Annotated in this window: 16 protein-coding genes; 6 read left to right on the forward strand and 10 right to left on the reverse strand. The window is 64.9% G+C overall.

The genetic code is table 11. The features are described from left to right. From ABEJ63_RS11855 to ABEJ63_RS11865, 3 genes are all read left to right on the forward strand, one after another. Window positions 1-220 (forward strand): hypothetical protein (locus ABEJ63_RS11855; protein WP_375796580.1); only part of this gene is annotated, 220 nt, incomplete at its 5' end. Continuing rightward, on the forward strand, window positions 220-414 hold the full coding sequence (locus ABEJ63_RS11860) for a hypothetical protein (RefSeq protein ID WP_375796581.1): 195 nt from the start codon (window positions 220-222) through the stop codon (window positions 412-414). The genes ABEJ63_RS11855 and ABEJ63_RS11860, both read left to right, overlap by 1 nt. A 147-nt stretch (window positions 415-561) precedes the next feature. Continuing rightward, window positions 562-711, forward strand: a complete 150-nt coding sequence (locus ABEJ63_RS11865) for a hypothetical protein (RefSeq protein WP_375796582.1) — start codon at window positions 562-564, stop codon at window positions 709-711. Window positions 712-1295: 584 nt separating this feature from the next. Here ABEJ63_RS11865 and ABEJ63_RS11870 read toward each other — a convergent pair. The 10 genes from ABEJ63_RS11870 to ABEJ63_RS11915 form a co-directional block, all read right to left on the reverse strand. Next, window positions 1296-2822: a polysaccharide biosynthesis C-terminal domain-containing protein gene (locus ABEJ63_RS11870; protein ID WP_375796583.1), complete on the reverse strand. Its 1527-nt coding sequence runs from the start codon at window positions 2820-2822 to the stop codon at window positions 1296-1298. Window positions 2823-2879: 57 nt separating this feature from the next. After that, the gene (locus ABEJ63_RS11875) at window positions 2880-3203 is read right to left on the reverse strand and encodes a hypothetical protein (RefSeq protein ID WP_375796584.1); all 324 of its coding nucleotides are present in this window, start codon (window positions 3201-3203) and stop codon (window positions 2880-2882) included. Window positions 3204-3262: 59 nt separating this feature from the next. Beyond that, window positions 3263-3625 (reverse strand): DUF2237 family protein, encoded by a 363-nt coding sequence (locus ABEJ63_RS11880; protein WP_375796585.1) that lies wholly within the window; start codon window positions 3623-3625, stop codon window positions 3263-3265. A 28-nt stretch (window positions 3626-3653) separates the two neighbouring features. Further along, window positions 3654-4397: a protein-L-isoaspartate O-methyltransferase gene (locus ABEJ63_RS11885; protein WP_375796586.1), complete on the reverse strand. Its 744-nt coding sequence runs from the start codon at window positions 4395-4397 to the stop codon at window positions 3654-3656. A gap of 50 nt (window positions 4398-4447) precedes the next feature. Continuing rightward, window positions 4448-5482: a DNA repair and recombination protein RadA gene (gene radA / locus ABEJ63_RS11890; RefSeq protein WP_375796587.1), complete on the reverse strand. Its 1035-nt coding sequence runs from the start codon at window positions 5480-5482 to the stop codon at window positions 4448-4450. 142 nt (window positions 5483-5624) lie between these two features. Then, window positions 5625-6950, reverse strand: a complete 1326-nt coding sequence (locus ABEJ63_RS11895) for an ABC transporter ATP-binding protein (RefSeq protein ID WP_375796588.1) — start codon at window positions 6948-6950, stop codon at window positions 5625-5627. Beyond that, window positions 6947-8002 (reverse strand): ABC transporter ATP-binding protein, encoded by a 1056-nt coding sequence (locus ABEJ63_RS11900; RefSeq protein ID WP_375796589.1) that lies wholly within the window; start codon window positions 8000-8002, stop codon window positions 6947-6949. Before ABEJ63_RS11900 ends, ABEJ63_RS11895 begins: the two co-directional genes overlap by 4 nt. Next, the gene (locus ABEJ63_RS11905; RefSeq protein WP_375796590.1) at window positions 7999-9120 is read right to left on the reverse strand and encodes an ABC transporter permease; all 1122 of its coding nucleotides are present in this window, start codon (window positions 9118-9120) and stop codon (window positions 7999-8001) included. Before ABEJ63_RS11905 ends, ABEJ63_RS11900 begins: the two co-directional genes overlap by 4 nt. Then, window positions 9120-10130: an ABC transporter permease gene (locus ABEJ63_RS11910; RefSeq protein WP_375796591.1), complete on the reverse strand. Its 1011-nt coding sequence runs from the start codon at window positions 10128-10130 to the stop codon at window positions 9120-9122. The genes ABEJ63_RS11905 and ABEJ63_RS11910 overlap by 1 nt, the downstream gene beginning before the upstream one ends. A gap of 88 nt (window positions 10131-10218) precedes the next feature. Then, window positions 10219-12135, reverse strand: coding sequence for an ABC transporter substrate-binding protein (locus tag ABEJ63_RS11915; protein WP_375796592.1), 1917 nt, complete (start codon window positions 12133-12135; stop codon window positions 10219-10221). Between the two features lie 162 nt (window positions 12136-12297). On the opposite strand from ABEJ63_RS11915, the gene ABEJ63_RS11920 reads away from it, so the two are divergent. From ABEJ63_RS11920 to ABEJ63_RS11930, 3 genes are read left to right on the forward strand one after another with little or no spacing between them, the layout of a single operon-like run. After that, window positions 12298-13404 (forward strand): 60S ribosomal export protein NMD3, encoded by a 1107-nt coding sequence (locus ABEJ63_RS11920; RefSeq protein WP_375796593.1) that lies wholly within the window; start codon window positions 12298-12300, stop codon window positions 13402-13404. Next, window positions 13404-14405 (forward strand): class I SAM-dependent methyltransferase family protein, encoded by a 1002-nt coding sequence (locus ABEJ63_RS11925; protein WP_375796594.1) that lies wholly within the window; start codon window positions 13404-13406, stop codon window positions 14403-14405. The genes ABEJ63_RS11920 and ABEJ63_RS11925 overlap by 1 nt, the downstream gene beginning before the upstream one ends. A 22-nt stretch (window positions 14406-14427) precedes the next feature. Further along, window positions 14428-15624, forward strand: a complete 1197-nt coding sequence (locus tag ABEJ63_RS11930; protein WP_375796595.1) for an amidohydrolase family protein — start codon at window positions 14428-14430, stop codon at window positions 15622-15624. Window positions 15625-15663: the final 39 nt, after the last annotated feature.

Genomic DNA, 15663 nt, shown 5'->3' on the forward strand with positions numbered 1-15663 from the left:
CATCCTCGTTGGCGTCGACGATCGTGGCGCACACCATCTCTGGGACCGCGAGACCTACACCGTCCACATCATCCGGGCGGACGGCGGCCGCGGGCGGAAGATCCTCGATGGCGGCGATATCTACGACTACGCCGACGCGGTCGCAGAGGCCCACGGCTGGCAGACGCGCCGGCTCTTTGAGACGCTCGGTAACGCGATCTCCAGTCGGGTGAGCGCGTGATGGGCGACGTTGACCTGGACGTGGTCAAGACGCAGTTGGCCCAGGCCTACACGCGGGCGTTGCAGCCGGCCGCGCGGGAGCATATTCACGCGGCGCTGCTGGAACTGGATGCAGAGGTGCCGAAGAGGCTCGCGGAGTGTCCCAGTTGTGGGCGCGTTGGATTGCCTGATCGGGTGCGAGAACACGACTGTTGAAGCTTCGCCGTAGTTCCTGTTCAAGGGGGGTGCTGTATACAGGGCGCGTTCCTGTACAGTTTCCTCGACTACGACCAGATCGCGACCGCCAAAGCACTGTCTCTGCCCGCGTTCGTCTGTCAGGGCGAGCGCGACTGGCAGGTTGAGATGCGAAACTACGAGCGCTGGATAGAGGCATTCTCCACAGGGTCGGCACGAAAGCGGTATCCGGCACTGAACCGCTTCTTCCAGCCTGGAACCGGTCCTTCACTCAACATGGAGTGTTTCTACTTCGACAACGTGGCGAAGCTGTCGTGACCGAGCTGGTGTCGTGACTCAGCTGCAACGACCGACCTCTTCGTTCCCACGGCGTGGCGTGCTCTCAAACTCGCTCACAGCCACTCTTTCGGCGTGCCAAACACGTATATCGGCCGGGTTGACAGCAGAGTCGCTTGGCGAGTGTGTGACCTCCTCCACGGCCTGAAGGCCGTGGCATCCGGCCACCGGATGACCGGCCTGTCGAAACAGACCGTTGCGGTTCCAACCCGCACTCAGAGGGAACCGGCAGCATACCGGCGAAACTCTCGTTTTCTCCCTCGCTGTAGGGCTGTGGCCCGGTCACGCAGGCCCCATCGGAATCGATGTCATTGCCGTGTGACGAACAGACCGCGTTCGTCACCGCCCCTTGTCTGTTGGGGGCCGGCGTCTCACCGATTCCGTAGCAGGCTCCAATACGTCGGGCCACGACAAAAACATTCGGTTGGTCATCCAATTCGGCCACAGTACGGCGGTTCCTCGGTAGGAGTGTCCGCTTGACCCCCGCCTGTTCACTCCTCGGTTCCGACAGAGCGTCGGAACACTCGTCGCTCACGGGAAGGCGGGGGTATGCGCTCGTATCTCTATCAGGCGCGTAAGGATGTCACGCCCCGGTAGCGGTCGACCAGCGTCGCGACCAGTCGCCGTTCGACGGGGGCGAAGCCGAGCCACAGCAGGACGCCCGCGTAGGCGGCCACACCGACGAGGGTGCCGACGAGCGCGCCGACAGGCCCGGGTGCGACGGTCCGTGCAACAAGCGCGACGGTCGCCAGCGGCACGGCGGCGACGAGCGGGCGGATATGCGCGCGCGTCAGTGGCTGGAGTCCCTCCAGCCGGTAAAGCACGAGCACCTCCAGCGTATTGTTGATGGTGAGCATCAGCAGATACGCGATGACGACGCCGACGAGCCCGAACTGGCGCACAAGCGGGATCGCGAGGATTGCCAACCCGGCGGTGATGGCGGTGTTAACGACGAGCAGTGCCCGCTGGTGGTCGGTCATCATCAGGAGGATGCCAACGCTGCCGGCTGCACAGGCGACCCACTGTGCGAGCACGAACGCCGGCAACAGGTCAGCGTAGGTGACGAAGGTCGGGCCGAACAGCGTCATCACCTCGTGGCGGAACACGACGACCGGCACGGCGAGTGCAGTGACGCCGACGAGGACGAGCCGGCTCGTCGCGCCGTACACCGCCGACAGCGCGTCGCGGTGACCGCTGCCGTGGAGTGCAGCAGCCACCGGCGGCATGAACTGGTTGATGCCCATCAGCGGGAGCCGGACGAGCATGCCGACGAGCGCACCGACGGCGAACACCCCACCAGCGGTCCCGGAGAGGAAGACAGCGATGAGCGGATAGAAGCCGAGCCGCTGGACGGTCGTGGCGATAGAGCCGGCAAACACGGGAGCCGTGTACCGGGCATACTGGCGGTGGAGTCGGCTGGCGTTCGTCCCGCGGAGCCGAGGGCGGAGCCCCCGCTTGCGGCCCAGCCACCCGATTGCGGTGAGCCCGGCCAGCGCAGCGACCACCGGGGCGCCGATGGCCGCAACGAGCAGGGTATCGGTCGCGACGGCGATTCCCGCGACGACGAGTTGTGCGGCCGGGAATCCCAGTCGCTGCGTGAGATTCAGCGGGCCGACCTCTTCGAGGCCACGTAGCAGCGCCACCGCGGTCTGGAGCGCGACGGTCGCTGGGAGCGCGACTGCGAACACGCGGAGGAAGATCCCAAACCGCGGGGCTGTCCCGGCGAAATCGGTGATGACCGGCGTGGCGAGGTACAGTCCGCTCCCGAAGACGACGGCTGCCGACAATCCCAGGAGACTCCCGATGGTGGCGACGATGTCGCGTTCGGTGGCCGTATCAGCGTTCGGGAGATACCGGCTCAGTCCGGTTCCGAAGCCGTTCGTGAGCGAGACGAGCACGAACTGACATCGGCGGGCGAGTACGAACAGGCCGTATGCAGCCGCCGAAAAGCCGTTGGTCAGCAGCGCGGTGAACGCCAGCGTCAGCAGCCGTTCGACGAGGATACTCGGGACGCTAACGACGGCGCCATGGGCGACCCGTTCGAGCGCGTCGGCCACCCTGTCGTCGGTCGGGTCGGACGGCTCTTCGCGCACACCCGGTCGGGGTGGCTGCGACGGGAAAACGTGACGATGCGTGCGACTCGGGGTGGGCTACGAGCGTGAGGACTCGACCAGTCGGTCGAAGGCAGCTGGATCCTCCCACAGCTCCCGAAGCGTCGCAGCTGCGAGAAACCGCGTGGGCGCGGCGACCCACTCCGTCGTGACATCGGCATCGGGGGCCGGCGTGTCACCGGCCGTAAACCACCACGCGAGATAGCCGCCGTCGTGTAGTTCGGCGGTCGGGTAGAGCCGCCCGTCGACAGCCACGTCAAGCCGCGATCCATCGACGACCGACGGCCGCTCGTCGTCATCGCCGGCGAGGGTCACCTCGATGGGGACGCTGCGGTCGTCCCGGCGAGACGGCTGGCCGTTCATACCCGCTCCGTACCTGACCGGTGGACAAAAATCCCCGTCGGACGCGCGGCACACGGGCCTCACTCGACGGCGTGTGCCTCAAGCGTCGCCCTGTCGAGCGTGTCGAGGACGGCGGCGTTCGTCGCCGCGAGCACGACCGGTGGCGCGACGCCTGCCTCCTGGGCCTCTGCCCACCGGGGGACACAGAGACACCAGCGGTCGCCCGGCTCTAGTCCGGGGAAATTCAGCGCCGGCCGCGGCGTCGTAAGGTCGTTGCCACGGCGCTTCGAGAACTCAAGGAACGCCTCCGTCAGGACTGCACACACTTCGTGCCGGCCGGGATCGCGGCGCAGGTGCCGACAGTGACCGTCGCGCTTGAAGCCGGTCGTCGGCTCGTGCGAGCAGGGCTCCAGCGGCTCACCGAGCAGGTTCTCCTCGTCCATACAGCGACGTGGGCCGCCGGGCAGAAAACTACAGGGCGTCGTCCCAGTCGATCCACTCCTGCTCCCAGCCGCGGCGACGCTGGTCGGCGCGGCGAGCGCGTTCGCCCTCTTCACGGCGGGTCCGGTTCCGCTCGAGGGTGTTCGCCTGCTCACCCTCGACTAGCATCGGCGCGAAGGCGACAGAGCCGAGCCGTTCGCGGTCGTCGCCATCCGGGCCGAGGGCCGTCAGCGTCTGTGTGCCAGCGCCAAGCGGGAGGACGAGTCGGCCGCCGTCGGCCAACTGTGCGAGCAGTTGTCGCGGCGGCTCCACGGCGGCCGCCTCCACGAGCACCCGGTCGTAGGGGGCATATTCCGGGAACCCCTCGGCGCCGTCTCGGCAGTCGACAAGCACCGCGTCGTAGCCGGCCTCGCGGAGGTTCTCGCGGGCCTCGTAGACGACGCGGCGGTCGATGTCGACAGCTTGGACGTTGCGGCCGCCAACGAGTTCGGCAATGACGGCAGCGGTGTAGCCGACGCCGACGCCGACAACGAGCACCTCGTCGCCCGGCTCGACAGCCAGCGCTTCGAGCAGGCGGGCGGCGTCGGAAGGCGCGAGCACGCGCGTGCCGAGCCGCTCTGCCGATCGGTCGGCATAGGCAGCTCCCTCGTCGGGGACGAACGGCTCGCGTGGCACTGTCCGCATTGCAGCGGAGATGCGCTCGCTCTGGACGACAGCCTTCGCCTCGTGTTCGAGGCTGTCGACCATGTCGTCGCGCAGTACCACCGGGTCCATACCACTGTTCGGGGGGCGAGGCTATTGAACCCGACGCCCGACGGCGGTCGTCACTCCGGCTTGAGTCCGTCGTTCTCGACGCGCATCACGCTCTCGCCGTCGGGGAGGTTCGGCGCGTCGACCAGCTTTACGATGCGTTTGTTCCCCTTGGATTTCTTCAGATAGAGTCGGAAGGTGGATTTGTGGCCGAGGATGTTGCCACCGATGGGCTTCGTCGGGTCGCCGAAGAACGCGTCCGGATTCGACTGCACCTGATTGGTGACGAGAACGGCGGCGTTGTAGAGGTTGCCGACCCGGTCAAGGTCGTGGAGGTGCTTGTTGAGCTTCTGCTGGCGGTTGGCGAGCTCACCACGGCCGACATACTCCGCTCGGAAGTGGGCGGTAAGTGAGTCGACACACAGCAGCCGGACCGGGTAGTCGTCGTCCTCGTGATCTTTGGCGATGTCGAGCGCCTTCTCGGCCAGCAGGATCTGGTGGTTAGAGTTGAACGCCTTCGCGACGTGAATCTTGTCGAGGAAGTCCTCGACAAGTGCTTCGAGTGCCCCCTCGTCGTCGACGTTTCCGTCGATTTCTCGGTGGTCAAGCTCTGCTTCGAGAATCTCGTCGTCAAGTCCGCGGACCATCTCGTCGATACGCTCCGGGCGGAACGTGTCCTCGCTGTCGACGAAGATACAGCGGCCGTGAAGCCCACCAAGCTCGTCTTGGAGCTGGACGTTGACCGCGAGCTGATGCGTCACCTGCGACTTGCCAGCACCGAACTCGCCGTACACCTCGGTAATGGATTGGGTTTCGACGCCGCCGCCGAGCATCTCGTCAATCTCGGGGACGAGCCACTCCAGCTTCCCGATCTCTTCGCGGCGCTCGAGCACATCGGCGCCCGTCTCGAAGCCGCCGATGTCAGCGGCCTCGCGGGCCGCGTTGATGATGTCCGATGCTGATGACTCGCCGACGTCCGCCTGGTTCGAGAGTTCGGCCGGCGACGCGACGGCGATAGACTGGTAGGATTCGAAGCCGTTCTCTTGGAGTTTGTCGGCCGTCGCGGGACCGACACCTGGGAGTTCTTCAAGATCCTCTGATGCTGCCATACCCGTTGCTACTGTATCCGGGATGATAAAGGTACGTTAACAGCCAAGTGAAAGTGAAATCGAACGACAGGACGGCACTGAGGGACTCGAGAAACGGAGAGGTGACGTTGAGGAGCGGGTGTTCGACCCGAAGCGTAGGGGTTCAGTCGTCGGCCGAGCCGGACACCTGGAGTTGGTCGTCCATGGTGGCCGCGTACCGCTCATCTTGGAGGTGACACGCGACGCGGCGCCGGCCGTCGTCCTGCATGGCCGGCTCCTCGTTCGCGCAGACGGTCGGGAATGCCTCGCGCAACGTCGCCGCGGCGGCATCGCCGTCGCCGGCCGTCAGCTGGTCGACTGCCTCCGACACTGCCGACTCTGCATCGGCGTCTGCGAGCGTCTCCGGCAGTTCGAACTCTTCGCGGATAGCCGCGTCCACCTGTTCGCGGTCGTAGCCTGTTTCGCCGGGGTCCTCGACATCGAGGTGGCTCTCGACCACGACATCTGCTTCAATCCCTTCACGGTCTGCCCGACTGCGGAAATCCATCACCCGCCGCCAGACGGATTGCTCGAGGTCGATATCCTCGGGCGGGATGACGAGCGGACACCGCGTGTGGAACCGACAGCCCTCCGGTGGATTCGACGGGTTGGGGACGCTGCCGGTCAACTCGACGCCCATCCCTCGTTTGCGCGGGTCTGGCTGAGGGATGGAGCTCATCAGCGCCTGTGTGTACGGGTGTTGTGGGTCGTCGAACACTTCTTCGGTCGGTCCGCTTTCGACAATCTGACCGAGATACATCACGTTCACCCGATCGCACACCTGCCGAACGACCCCCATGTCGTGGCTGATGAGCAGGAACGAGAGGTCGAACTCGTCTTGGATGTCTTCGAGGAGGGAGAGAATCTCCGCCTGGATGGAGACGTCCAGCGCGCTCACCGGCTCGTCGGCGACAATGAACTCGGGGTTGACGGACAGCGCCCGCGCGACCGCGATGCGCTGTTTCTGCCCGCCGGAGAACTCATGCGGATACCGGTCGGCGTCACGGGCGGACAGGCCCACCCGCTCGAGCAGGTCCTCCACGATGGCGCGGCGTCGGCTCTTGTCGGACATGCCGTGGATGCGAAGCGGCTCTGCCACCGACTCGGCGATACTCATCCGCGGGTCGAAGCTCGAGGACGGGTCCTGAAAGATCATCTGAGCCCGCCGCCGGAACGCCTTCAGTTCCTGATCGTCGTACTCGGTGACGTCTTCGCCGTCGAACCAGACAGCCCCATCTGTCGGCTCCTCCAGCCGGAGGAGCGACGTGGCGGCCGTCGACTTTCCACAGCCCGACTCGCCCACCAGCCCGACCGTCTCGCCGCGGTCGATATCGAAGCTGATACCATCCACTGCGCGGACGGTGCCGACCTGTTTTTTGAGGATTCCCTCGGTGATAGGGTAGTGTTTCTTCAGCCCGTCCACCTCGACGAGCGGGTTGGGGCGACTCACTGCTCGCTCACCTCCCCTTGGACGGCGTCGGCCGCCGCAGCTGTCCCGCGGACGACGCTCTCGTCGTATCCCTCGCCGTAGTAGATACACGCCGCCCGGTGGCTGTCCTCGGCCCCGTCGACCCCGAGCAGGTCGGGATGCTCGCCTGTTTCGCACTCGCGGACAGCGTGCGGGCACCGCGGCGCGAACCGACAGCCGTCTGGCGGGTCTGTCGCGTCGGGCAACGAGCCGCCGATGGCCTTGGTGGTGTCACCCCGTCCAGGGAGACACTCCAGCAGCGCCTTCGTATACGGGTGGGCTGGGTCCTCGAACAGCTCATAGACGCCACCCCGCTCCATCACCTTGCCGGCGTACATCACCACGACACGATCGGCAATCTCCGCGACGACTCCCAGGTCGTGGGTGACGAACAGCACCGCCATACCGAGTTCTTCCTGGAGGTCACGCAGGAGTCGGAGGATCTGGGCTTGGATGGTGACGTCCAGTGCTGTCGTCGGTTCGTCGGCGATGAGCAGATCCGGTTCGGCGGCCAATGCCATCGCGATGATGACTCGCTGTTTCATACCGCCGCTCATCTCGTGGGGGTAGTCGTCGACGCGGGTCGCCGGCTCCGGGATACCGCACCGGTCAAGCAGGTCGATGGCTCGCTCGCGGGCCTCAGCCTTGCTCACGTCCTTGTCGTGGATACGAATCGTCTCGCCGATCTGCCGGCCCACGCGGTAGACGGGGTTGAGCGTCTCCTGTGGGTTCTGGAAGATGTGGGCGATACGGTCTCCTCGGAGCTTTCGCAGCTGCTTATCTGAGTAGGTCGTCAGGTCACCGCCGTCGAAGTAGACGGAGCCGCTGACGATTTCGCCCGGTGGGATGGGGATGATGCGCGTAATGGATTCGCTGGTCACTGACTTGCCGGAGCCGGACTCGCCGACGAGACACACCGTCTCGCCACGGTCAATATCGAAGCTGACACCGTCCACCGCGCGGACGGTACCAGAGTCGGTGTGGAACTGGGTCCGGAGATTCTCGATGCGTAGCAGTGGTTCGTTCGTGCTCATGAGCTACTCCGTGGGTCGATGGCGTCGCGGAGTGCGTCGCCGACGAAATTGAACGCCAGTACAGTGAAGAACAGGAAGAAGCCGGGGATAGTGCTGATCCACCACGCCGTCGCGAGGTCTGATCGGCCGGCGCTGATTGTACGGCCCCAGCTGAACGCGCCGGGGTCGCCGAAGCCGAGGAACGACAGTGCCGCCTCGCCGAGAATGAACACCGGGATCGAGAGCGTCGCAGCCGTGATGACCGTGCTAGAGACGTTAGGGATGATGTGGCGCCGGACGACCCACAGCCGACTCGCGCCGGCAGCCTCGGCGGCCCGTGAGTACGCCTCCTCGGTGCGCTGGAGCGCCTCCGACCGGACGAGCCGAGCGGTCCCCTCCCAGCCGAACAGCCCATACAGCGCGATGATGAGGAAGAGGCTCGCACCGTACAGGTAGATGAGCAGCACCAGCAGGATGAACACAGGGAACGTCTGCTGGAGGTCGACGTAGCGCATCAGTGCCTCGTCGACCAGCCCGCCGAAGTGAGCCGCGACGGCGCCGACGGCCGTCCCGATGGTGATGGCCAGCGCCATCGAGATGAGGCCCACCTCGAGACTGATGCGCATCCCGTAGACGATGAGATGCCAGAGGTGCCGCCCCTGTGCGTCCGTGCCGAGCGCGTGGTCCCAGGAGGTCGCCTCCCCGCCCATGAAGATGGGCGGCGAGTAGGCGGTCCCGTAGCTAATTGTCTCGTTGGGCGCCGCCCAGATGAGCGGGCCGAGCATCCCGATGAGGAAGATGGTGACGAGATATCCCGCCGAGAGCACGGCGATACGATTTTTCTTGAACTGCCGCCAGTAGTAGGCGGTCATCCGCCGGTTGCGCGCCAGCGGAATCACCACGTTGAAAAAGCCGACGATGAGCACCGCCCCCAACAGCCACTCGACAGAAGTGACGTTCCACTTGAGAATCAGTGGATTGCCCTGCTCGACCAGCAGGTAGTCGTAGGCGAACGCCGCCCCCAGGGCCATGAATGCCAGCAGTTCGGCAAACAGCGTGACTTCCGGGCCGCTTGTCTCGGCGTCGATTGCGTCCCAGTCGACCGTGTCGAACGTATCGGATGATTGTCCCGTCGCCATCAGCGATCACCGTAGTCGATTCGTGGATCGAGGACCACGTATGCGAGGTCCTGCAGGAGGTTCCCCACAATAGCGAGGAACACCGGGATGAGCGTTACCCCGAGCACCAGTTGCGTGTCCTTCTGGTTGATTGCCTCAAGCGAGAGCCGGCCGAGGCCGGGAATCTGGAAGATGGCCTCGATGACGAACGACCCCGCGAACAGCACCGCGAGGATGTCGACGATCAGAATCGTCGAGAGCGGCACCAATGCCACCCGGAGCACGTGCGCGATGAGCACCCGCCACATCGAGGCACCCTTCGAGCGGGCCGTCTTGACGAAATCGGAGTTGGCGTACTCGAGTGCCTGCGCCCGCGAGTAGCGCATCTGGCTGGCGACACTTGCCGTCGACAGCACGATGACCGGCAGTATCAGCTGTTTGGCGTTCTTCCAGCTGAAGATTGGGAACGACACCTCGTAGTAGGTGCGGAGGCTGTACGGCTCCAACGAGATGCCGAGTATCGAGGCATCCCGGAACCACACCCCTACCACCAGTATCAGCACGATGGCGAACCAGAAGTTGGGGATACTGATGCCGAAGTAGGCGACGAACGACCCGAAGTAGTCGGTTAGTGTGTACTTGTTGAGAGCGCTGTACAGCCCGATAGCGTACCCAACCAACGCGCTGATGAGGATACTGGGGATAAAGTACTGAGCCGAATAGACCCACGCGTCCCCAATAGCGTCCAACACCGGTTTCCCTTGGCTTTCAGCGTACCCCCAGTTGAGCGTGACGATGCCAGTCATATAGTCGGCGTACTGGACCGGTATCGGGCGATCAAGCCCCCGCTCCTCAAGGTAGTTCTGCCGACAGACTTCGGGGTCCTGTCCCTGTGAGGCACACTGTGCAGCGGCGGCCTCGGCCCCTGGGTTCGGTGCTGCGACCAGCAACAAGAAGGTCAGGCTGACCGCGATCCATGTCGCGAAGACGGCCCAGGCGAGCCGTCTCGCCACGTACCATTTCATTCCCATGCGTGAGGTTGACTAGAGTGTCTCGCTGAAGCGTTTAAATTCGACGGTTGTTGGGCGCTGACGACGAGAACAGCCGACGCCGGCCGGGTTATTCAGCCGAGCGCAGATTCAGCGTGCGCACACTCGGCCGGTCCCAGAAGCTGTCTGCCTCCGGCAGCCCGGACACCGCATTCCGGTAGCCGATGGAAGAGTTGTCGTTGAACAGCCACGTGAGCGGCTGGTCTTTCGCGAGGAACTGGAACATGTCTGCCATGATCTCTCGGGTCGTCTCGGGATCCTCGGCTGTCGTCGCCTCCTGGATGGCCGACGAGAAGTCGTAGTCGTCGGTCGTGTAGCCGATGTAATTGAACGTTCCTTGCTCCGTCAGGACGAGGTCGATAATCTGCCACGGCGAGAACGGCGCCGCCGAGAAGCCGACCCCCTGTAGGATGTCCCACTGGTTCTTGCCGATAGCCTCGTCGTACGCGCCGGCGTTGTACGGCCCGGAGTTGTACGACGGCTCGCCGCTGTAGTTGGGGTTGTTCTCGACGCTGTTCTGCAGGTACTGGGTCAGCTGCTTGGTGAAGTTCGTTCCCTCGATGTTCACCGCGATGCCGGCTTCGCCTAGTCGCTGTTTGATATAGTTGCCCTGAATCTTCCCAGACTTGCGCGTGTTATTGATGACGAGCGTCAGCTCGACCTGTTCGCCGTTGGGGCCAATGAACGTGTCACCGTCGTACGTGTAGTCGCTGCCAGTGCCGTTTTCGAACTTCTGTTTGGCCTTCTCGATGCTGGGCTCGAACGTCTGAATCTGGTCGGGGTAGAACGGCCCCCAGTTGGGATGGAACGTTGAGGCCGGGTTGGCGTGGCCCTGGAAGATCTGCTCGATGAGCGTGTTCTTGTCGATGACGTGGGCGAACGCCTGCCGGACCTGCCGGCTCTCGCGGATGGGTGCCCAACCGTTGACCCGGTGGTTCAGGTTTAGATAGAAGACGCCCGTCCCGAACTTCGACTCCCACACCTTCGCGCTGTCGGTGCCGTCGATTTCCTCAATCTTGCGCGACTCGACGCCCGTCGCGGTGATGTCGCCGGCCTTAAGCGCGGAGTAGGCCGTCGACTGCTCGTCGAAGACCTGGTAGGTGAACTTCTCGATGTTCGGACCAGCCGGGCCGAGCCCGTCGAGTTCCGTCCCGGTGAGGTAGTAGTCCTCGTTCTTCGAGACGACGAGCTTCTGCCCCTTCTTCCAGCTCTCGAAGTTGAACGGGCCGAGGTTGCCGCTGAGCGTCGCCTCCTTGACAGCCGGGTCCTGGCCAATCTGGGTGATGACGTTTGCCTTCTTACCGTTCACTTTTCGCTTCTTTACCGGCTTGTACTTCTTGATGAGGTCTGCCGGGAGGATGTACGCCGTCCGGAGCGGGTCTTCGACGAGCCAGAAGCCGCGCGACTGCGGCAGCGTGGCGCGGAACTCACGTTTGCCGAGTTTCTCGACCTGGATGCGCTCGCCACCAAGGAGGTAACTGTCCGTCTGCGTGTAGCCGACTGGTCGCGATTCCTTCCCCCGGTCGCCGTAGACGATGGTGTTGAGGAACTCGATGTAGTCGTCGGCGGTCACTTCGCCGTAGTCAGCGCCCCACTGGAGCCCCTCGCGGATGGTGTAAGTGACCGTCGTGGAGTCGTCGGAGATCTGATAGTCCGACAGCATCCGGCCCTCGAACTCAAGTCCCTCGATAGTGACGCTTCCCGGGTCGTAGAGCAGGTTGAGGCGGTTCGTCGTTGCCTCGTCGCTGATGTTGACTGGATTGAGGCTTTGTGCTCCGGAGGTCGTGCCAGTAATCCACTCCCGGTCGCCTGGCCCCTGTGGCTCGAAACTCTCCTGTGTCGGCGTCGAGGTGTCGGTTTCTTCCGACGTCTCCGTTCCCGTTCCCTGGCCCCCGCTGCTACACCCGGCAAGAGTAACCGAAATGCCGCTCGCGGCAACCCCCTGCAGAAGGCGCCGTCGTCGCTGGTCTATGGTATCTTCGGACATGCGAAGCTACCCGTTACGTGAATGCAAGAACATAAGTATCCATCGGTAAAAAACAATACAGAACTGCGGTCTCTCAAACAATACCGGCGCCCCCTCTTGCGGTTCGGGCGCGCCTGCCGACGCGACGCGAGGTTTAACTGGCCGAACCGACCAGTGAGAGTAATGAGCGAAACGCGGCAGTTCTGTCCTCGGTGTGGCGACCCCGTCGAGCGGGCGCCAGACGCGGCTCTCCCGGACGGGCCGGACGCCCGCCTTTGTGACGACTGTTACTTCACAGAGTTCGAGCTGGTCGACGCACCTGACCGCATCGAAGTGGGCGTCTGTTCTGGGTGTGGCGCTGTCCAGCGGGGGAACCGCTGGGTCGACGTGGCTGCCGACGACTACACCGACGTTGCCGTTGATGAACTCGTCGAGCGGCTTGGCGTCCACGTCGACGCCCGCGAGGTAACGTGGGGCGTCGAGCCCGAGCAGGTCGACGAGAACACAATCAGGATGCACGCCACCTTCACAGGGTTCATCCGCGAGACACCACTGCAGGCGGAGGTAACTGTCCCGGTCTACATCGCGCGTGGCACCTGCGACCGTTGCGGCCGGATCGCTGGCGACTACTGGAACGCGCTCGTGCAGGTGCGCGCTCGGAATCGCGCGCCAACCCCGGCAGAGATGGAGCGCGCCGAAGAGATCGCCGAGTCGTATATCGCCGAGCGCGAAGCGAAGGGCGACCGCAACGCATTCATCACGAGCGTCGCTCGCGAGGAGGGGGGGCTGAACATGAAAATAAGCGCGAACCAGATGGGTGAGGCCATCGCCCACCGAATCGTCCGCGAGTTCGGCGGCGAGGTGTCCGCAGCCGAGACGCTAGCGACCGAGGACGGCGACGGAAACGAGCTCTACCGGGTGACGTTTGTCGCCCGACTCCCGGAGTTCACTCCCGGCGACGTAGTCGCGCTTGACGACGGCGACGGTCCGGTGCTCGTCACGAGCGCCCACGGGAACCTGAAGGGTCGCCGCGTCGAGACGGGTGCCCGCTACGAGGCCAGTCACGAGGAGGGTATCGCGCCCGACGGCCGCAAGCTGGCCGACCGCAGCGACGCCGAGCCGACCACGCTCGTCGCCGTCGAGGACGACCACGCTGTGCAGGTGCTCGATCCCGAAACCTACGAGCCCAAGACCGTCCCCAGACCAGACTATATGGATCCCGACGCGCAGGAGGTGCTCGTCCTGAAGTCACGGGCTGGGCTCCACGTCCTTCCGGAGTCAGACGAGTGATGAGCAATCTCGCAGCCGTCGTCGAGCGGGAGCGGGCTGAGGCCGTCGCTGAGGCGCTGACTGCCGAGGGTGTCTACGACGACACCCGCTCGGTTGCTCCACATGGCGATGGGGTCGCTCTCCCGGTGACGACGCCACCAATAGAAACGGACGTACGCGGGGTTGTCCGGGTCGACCTGCCGACTCGCGAGCGTGGCCTCCGCGATCTGCTGGCGGCCCGCGGCTGGAGCGATGCCGAACTTGCGCGGGCCCCCGGCTCGTGGGCCGTCGTCGGCTCCTGCGTGCTCGTGGATGCCCCCGACGAACCATTCCCCGACCAAGCGGCGGTCGGTGAGGCCCTGTTAGAGCTACACGGCGCGGCCGACACCGTCCTCGTCGCGCAGGGTGTCTCTGGGGTCCGCAGAGAGCCCGAGGTAACGGTCCTCGCCGGCACCGGCGACACCGAGACCATCCATACGGAACACGGCACCCGCTACGCGCTTGACCTCGCAGAAGTGATGTTTTCGCCGGGCAACAAAACAGAACGCGCACGCATGGGCGGGGTCGTCACGGAGGGGGAGCGTGTCTTCGACATGTTCGCCGGCGTTGGCTACTTCACACTCCCGATGGCGCGTGCCGGGGCGACCGTGACCGCGGCGGAGATCAACCCGACGGCCTACCGGTACCTTGTCGAGAATGCCGTTCTGAACGGCGTCGAGGAGCGGGTGCGCGCGCTACGTGCCGACTGCCGGGATGTCGAGGCGAACGCCGACCGGGTGGTGATGGGCTACTACGATGCCCCCGACTACCTCGAGTCGGCGGTTGCCGCGCTCGAGGCGGGTGGTATCCTCCATGTCCACGCGGCGGTGCCAGAGCCGGAGTTGTGGGCGCGGCCGGTCGACCGGATTCGGGCGGTCGCCGGCGAGGTGACAGTCCTCGACCGCCGGATTGTGAAGAGTCACGCGCCGGGCGTCCAGCACGTTGTCGTTGACGCCCGGATGGATTCGGCTCCGCCTATATGACTGCGGCCCCACCCGTTGGAGTATGTACGTTGATTGCGGGACACTGTTCACTGGCCGAGAGCTCATCGAGGAGGGCCGACTCAGAGTCGAAGACGGCCGGGTACATGCGGTCGGCACCCAGGAGGGAATCGAACCGGTCGGCGAGCGGGTCGACCGCTCGGGGGCTGTCGTAACACCAGGGTTCGTTGACGCCCATCTCCACTTAAAAGGGGCGCGGTCGATGGACCCGATGCAGTGGGTGACGGGGACACGGGCCGAGGATGCTGCCCGTGCCGTCGCGGATGCAGAAGCGCTCCTCGAGTCGGGATTCACGGCCGTTCGTGACGTCGGCAGCGATGTCGCAATCGGCCTCCGGGAGGCCATCGATGCCGGCGAGGTCGACGGCCCGCGTGTGTTCACGTCCGGGCGGTCAATCTCACAGACGGGCGGCCACGGTGACCTCCACATGTTCCCCCGCGAGTGGGTGGATGATGGAGCGGGCATCTCGACGCTGGTCGATGGCGCCGACGAGTGTCGCCGGGTCGCGCGCGAGCGCCATCGCGACGGCGCAGACCTACTGAAAATCATGACGACTGGCGGTGTCCTCTCCCAGAAGGACTCGCCGCAGGAAGCGCAGTTCACTGACAAAGAGGTACAGGCGCTCGTTGAGGAGGCCCACCGCGTCGGGATGCCGGTCGCGAGCCACGCACAGGGCGCCGCGGGCATCAAGCGCGCGCTCGAGAACGGCGTCGACACCATCGAACACGGGTTCCACATCGACGAGGAGTGTCTCGACCTGTTCGCGGAGACGGGGGCGACCTTCGTCCCGACGCTTGCAATCATGTACCGTATCGTCACCCGCGGCGAGGACCACGGCGTCCCCGAGCATGGCCTCCGGAAGGCGCGGGCAGCCCGCGAGGCGCACTTCGAGTCGGTCAGACAGGCGAAGGAGGCGGGCGTGCCAATCGCTGCTGGCACGGACTTCATCGGGCCAGAGTTGGTCCCGCACGGCGAGAACGCGCTGGAGCTCGAGTTGCTGGTCGAGGAGGTCGGGTTCACTGCCGAGGAGGCCGTCGCTGCGGCGACCAGCGTTGCCGGACAGACGATACCGGGCGACGTGGGTGGGCTCGCCGAGGGGACCCACGCCGACTTCATCGTGCTTGGGGGCGATCCTCGCGACGACATCGGACACGTGCGGGACGTCGAAGCCGTCTACAAGGGCGGCACACGCGTTCACTGACCGGCGAGTCGGCGTTTCGAAGCGTTTAATCGCGGACCG

The sequence above is a fragment of the Halosegnis sp. genome (assembly GCF_042216475.1).
GTDB lineage: Archaea > Halobacteriota > Halobacteria > Halobacteriales > Haloarculaceae > Halosegnis.

What these genes read in the sequence shown, in the direction of transcription:
- ABEJ63_RS11860 (WP_375796581.1), top strand. Translation starts at nt 220, where the DNA reads ATGGGCGACGTTGACCTGGACGTGGTCAAGACGCAGTTGGCCCAGGCC.
- ABEJ63_RS11880 (WP_375796585.1), bottom strand. Translation starts at nt 3,625, where the DNA reads ATGGACGAGGAGAACCTGCTCGGTGAGCCGCTGGAGCCCTGCTCGCAC.
- ABEJ63_RS11930 (WP_375796595.1), top strand. Translation starts at nt 14,428, where the DNA reads ATGTACGTTGATTGCGGGACACTGTTCACTGGCCGAGAGCTCATCGAG.
- ABEJ63_RS11925 (WP_375796594.1), top strand. Translation starts at nt 13,404, where the DNA reads ATGAGCAATCTCGCAGCCGTCGTCGAGCGGGAGCGGGCTGAGGCCGTC.
- radA (WP_375796587.1), bottom strand. Translation starts at nt 5,482, where the DNA reads ATGGCAGCATCAGAGGATCTTGAAGAACTCCCAGGTGTCGGTCCCGCG.
- ABEJ63_RS11900 (WP_375796589.1), bottom strand. Translation starts at nt 8,002, where the DNA reads ATGAGCACGAACGAACCACTGCTACGCATCGAGAATCTCCGGACCCAG.
- ABEJ63_RS11920 (WP_375796593.1), top strand. Translation starts at nt 12,298, where the DNA reads ATGAGCGAAACGCGGCAGTTCTGTCCTCGGTGTGGCGACCCCGTCGAG.
- ABEJ63_RS11875 (WP_375796584.1), bottom strand. Translation starts at nt 3,203, where the DNA reads ATGAACGGCCAGCCGTCTCGCCGGGACGACCGCAGCGTCCCCATCGAG.
- ABEJ63_RS11910 (WP_375796591.1), bottom strand. Translation starts at nt 10,130, where the DNA reads ATGGGAATGAAATGGTACGTGGCGAGACGGCTCGCCTGGGCCGTCTTC.
- ABEJ63_RS11915 (WP_375796592.1), bottom strand. Translation starts at nt 12,135, where the DNA reads ATGTCCGAAGATACCATAGACCAGCGACGACGGCGCCTTCTGCAGGGG.
- ABEJ63_RS11885 (WP_375796586.1), bottom strand. Translation starts at nt 4,397, where the DNA reads ATGGACCCGGTGGTACTGCGCGACGACATGGTCGACAGCCTCGAACAC.
- ABEJ63_RS11865 (WP_375796582.1), top strand. Translation starts at nt 562, where the DNA reads ATGCGAAACTACGAGCGCTGGATAGAGGCATTCTCCACAGGGTCGGCA.
- ABEJ63_RS11905 (WP_375796590.1), bottom strand. Translation starts at nt 9,120, where the DNA reads ATGGCGACGGGACAATCATCCGATACGTTCGACACGGTCGACTGGGAC.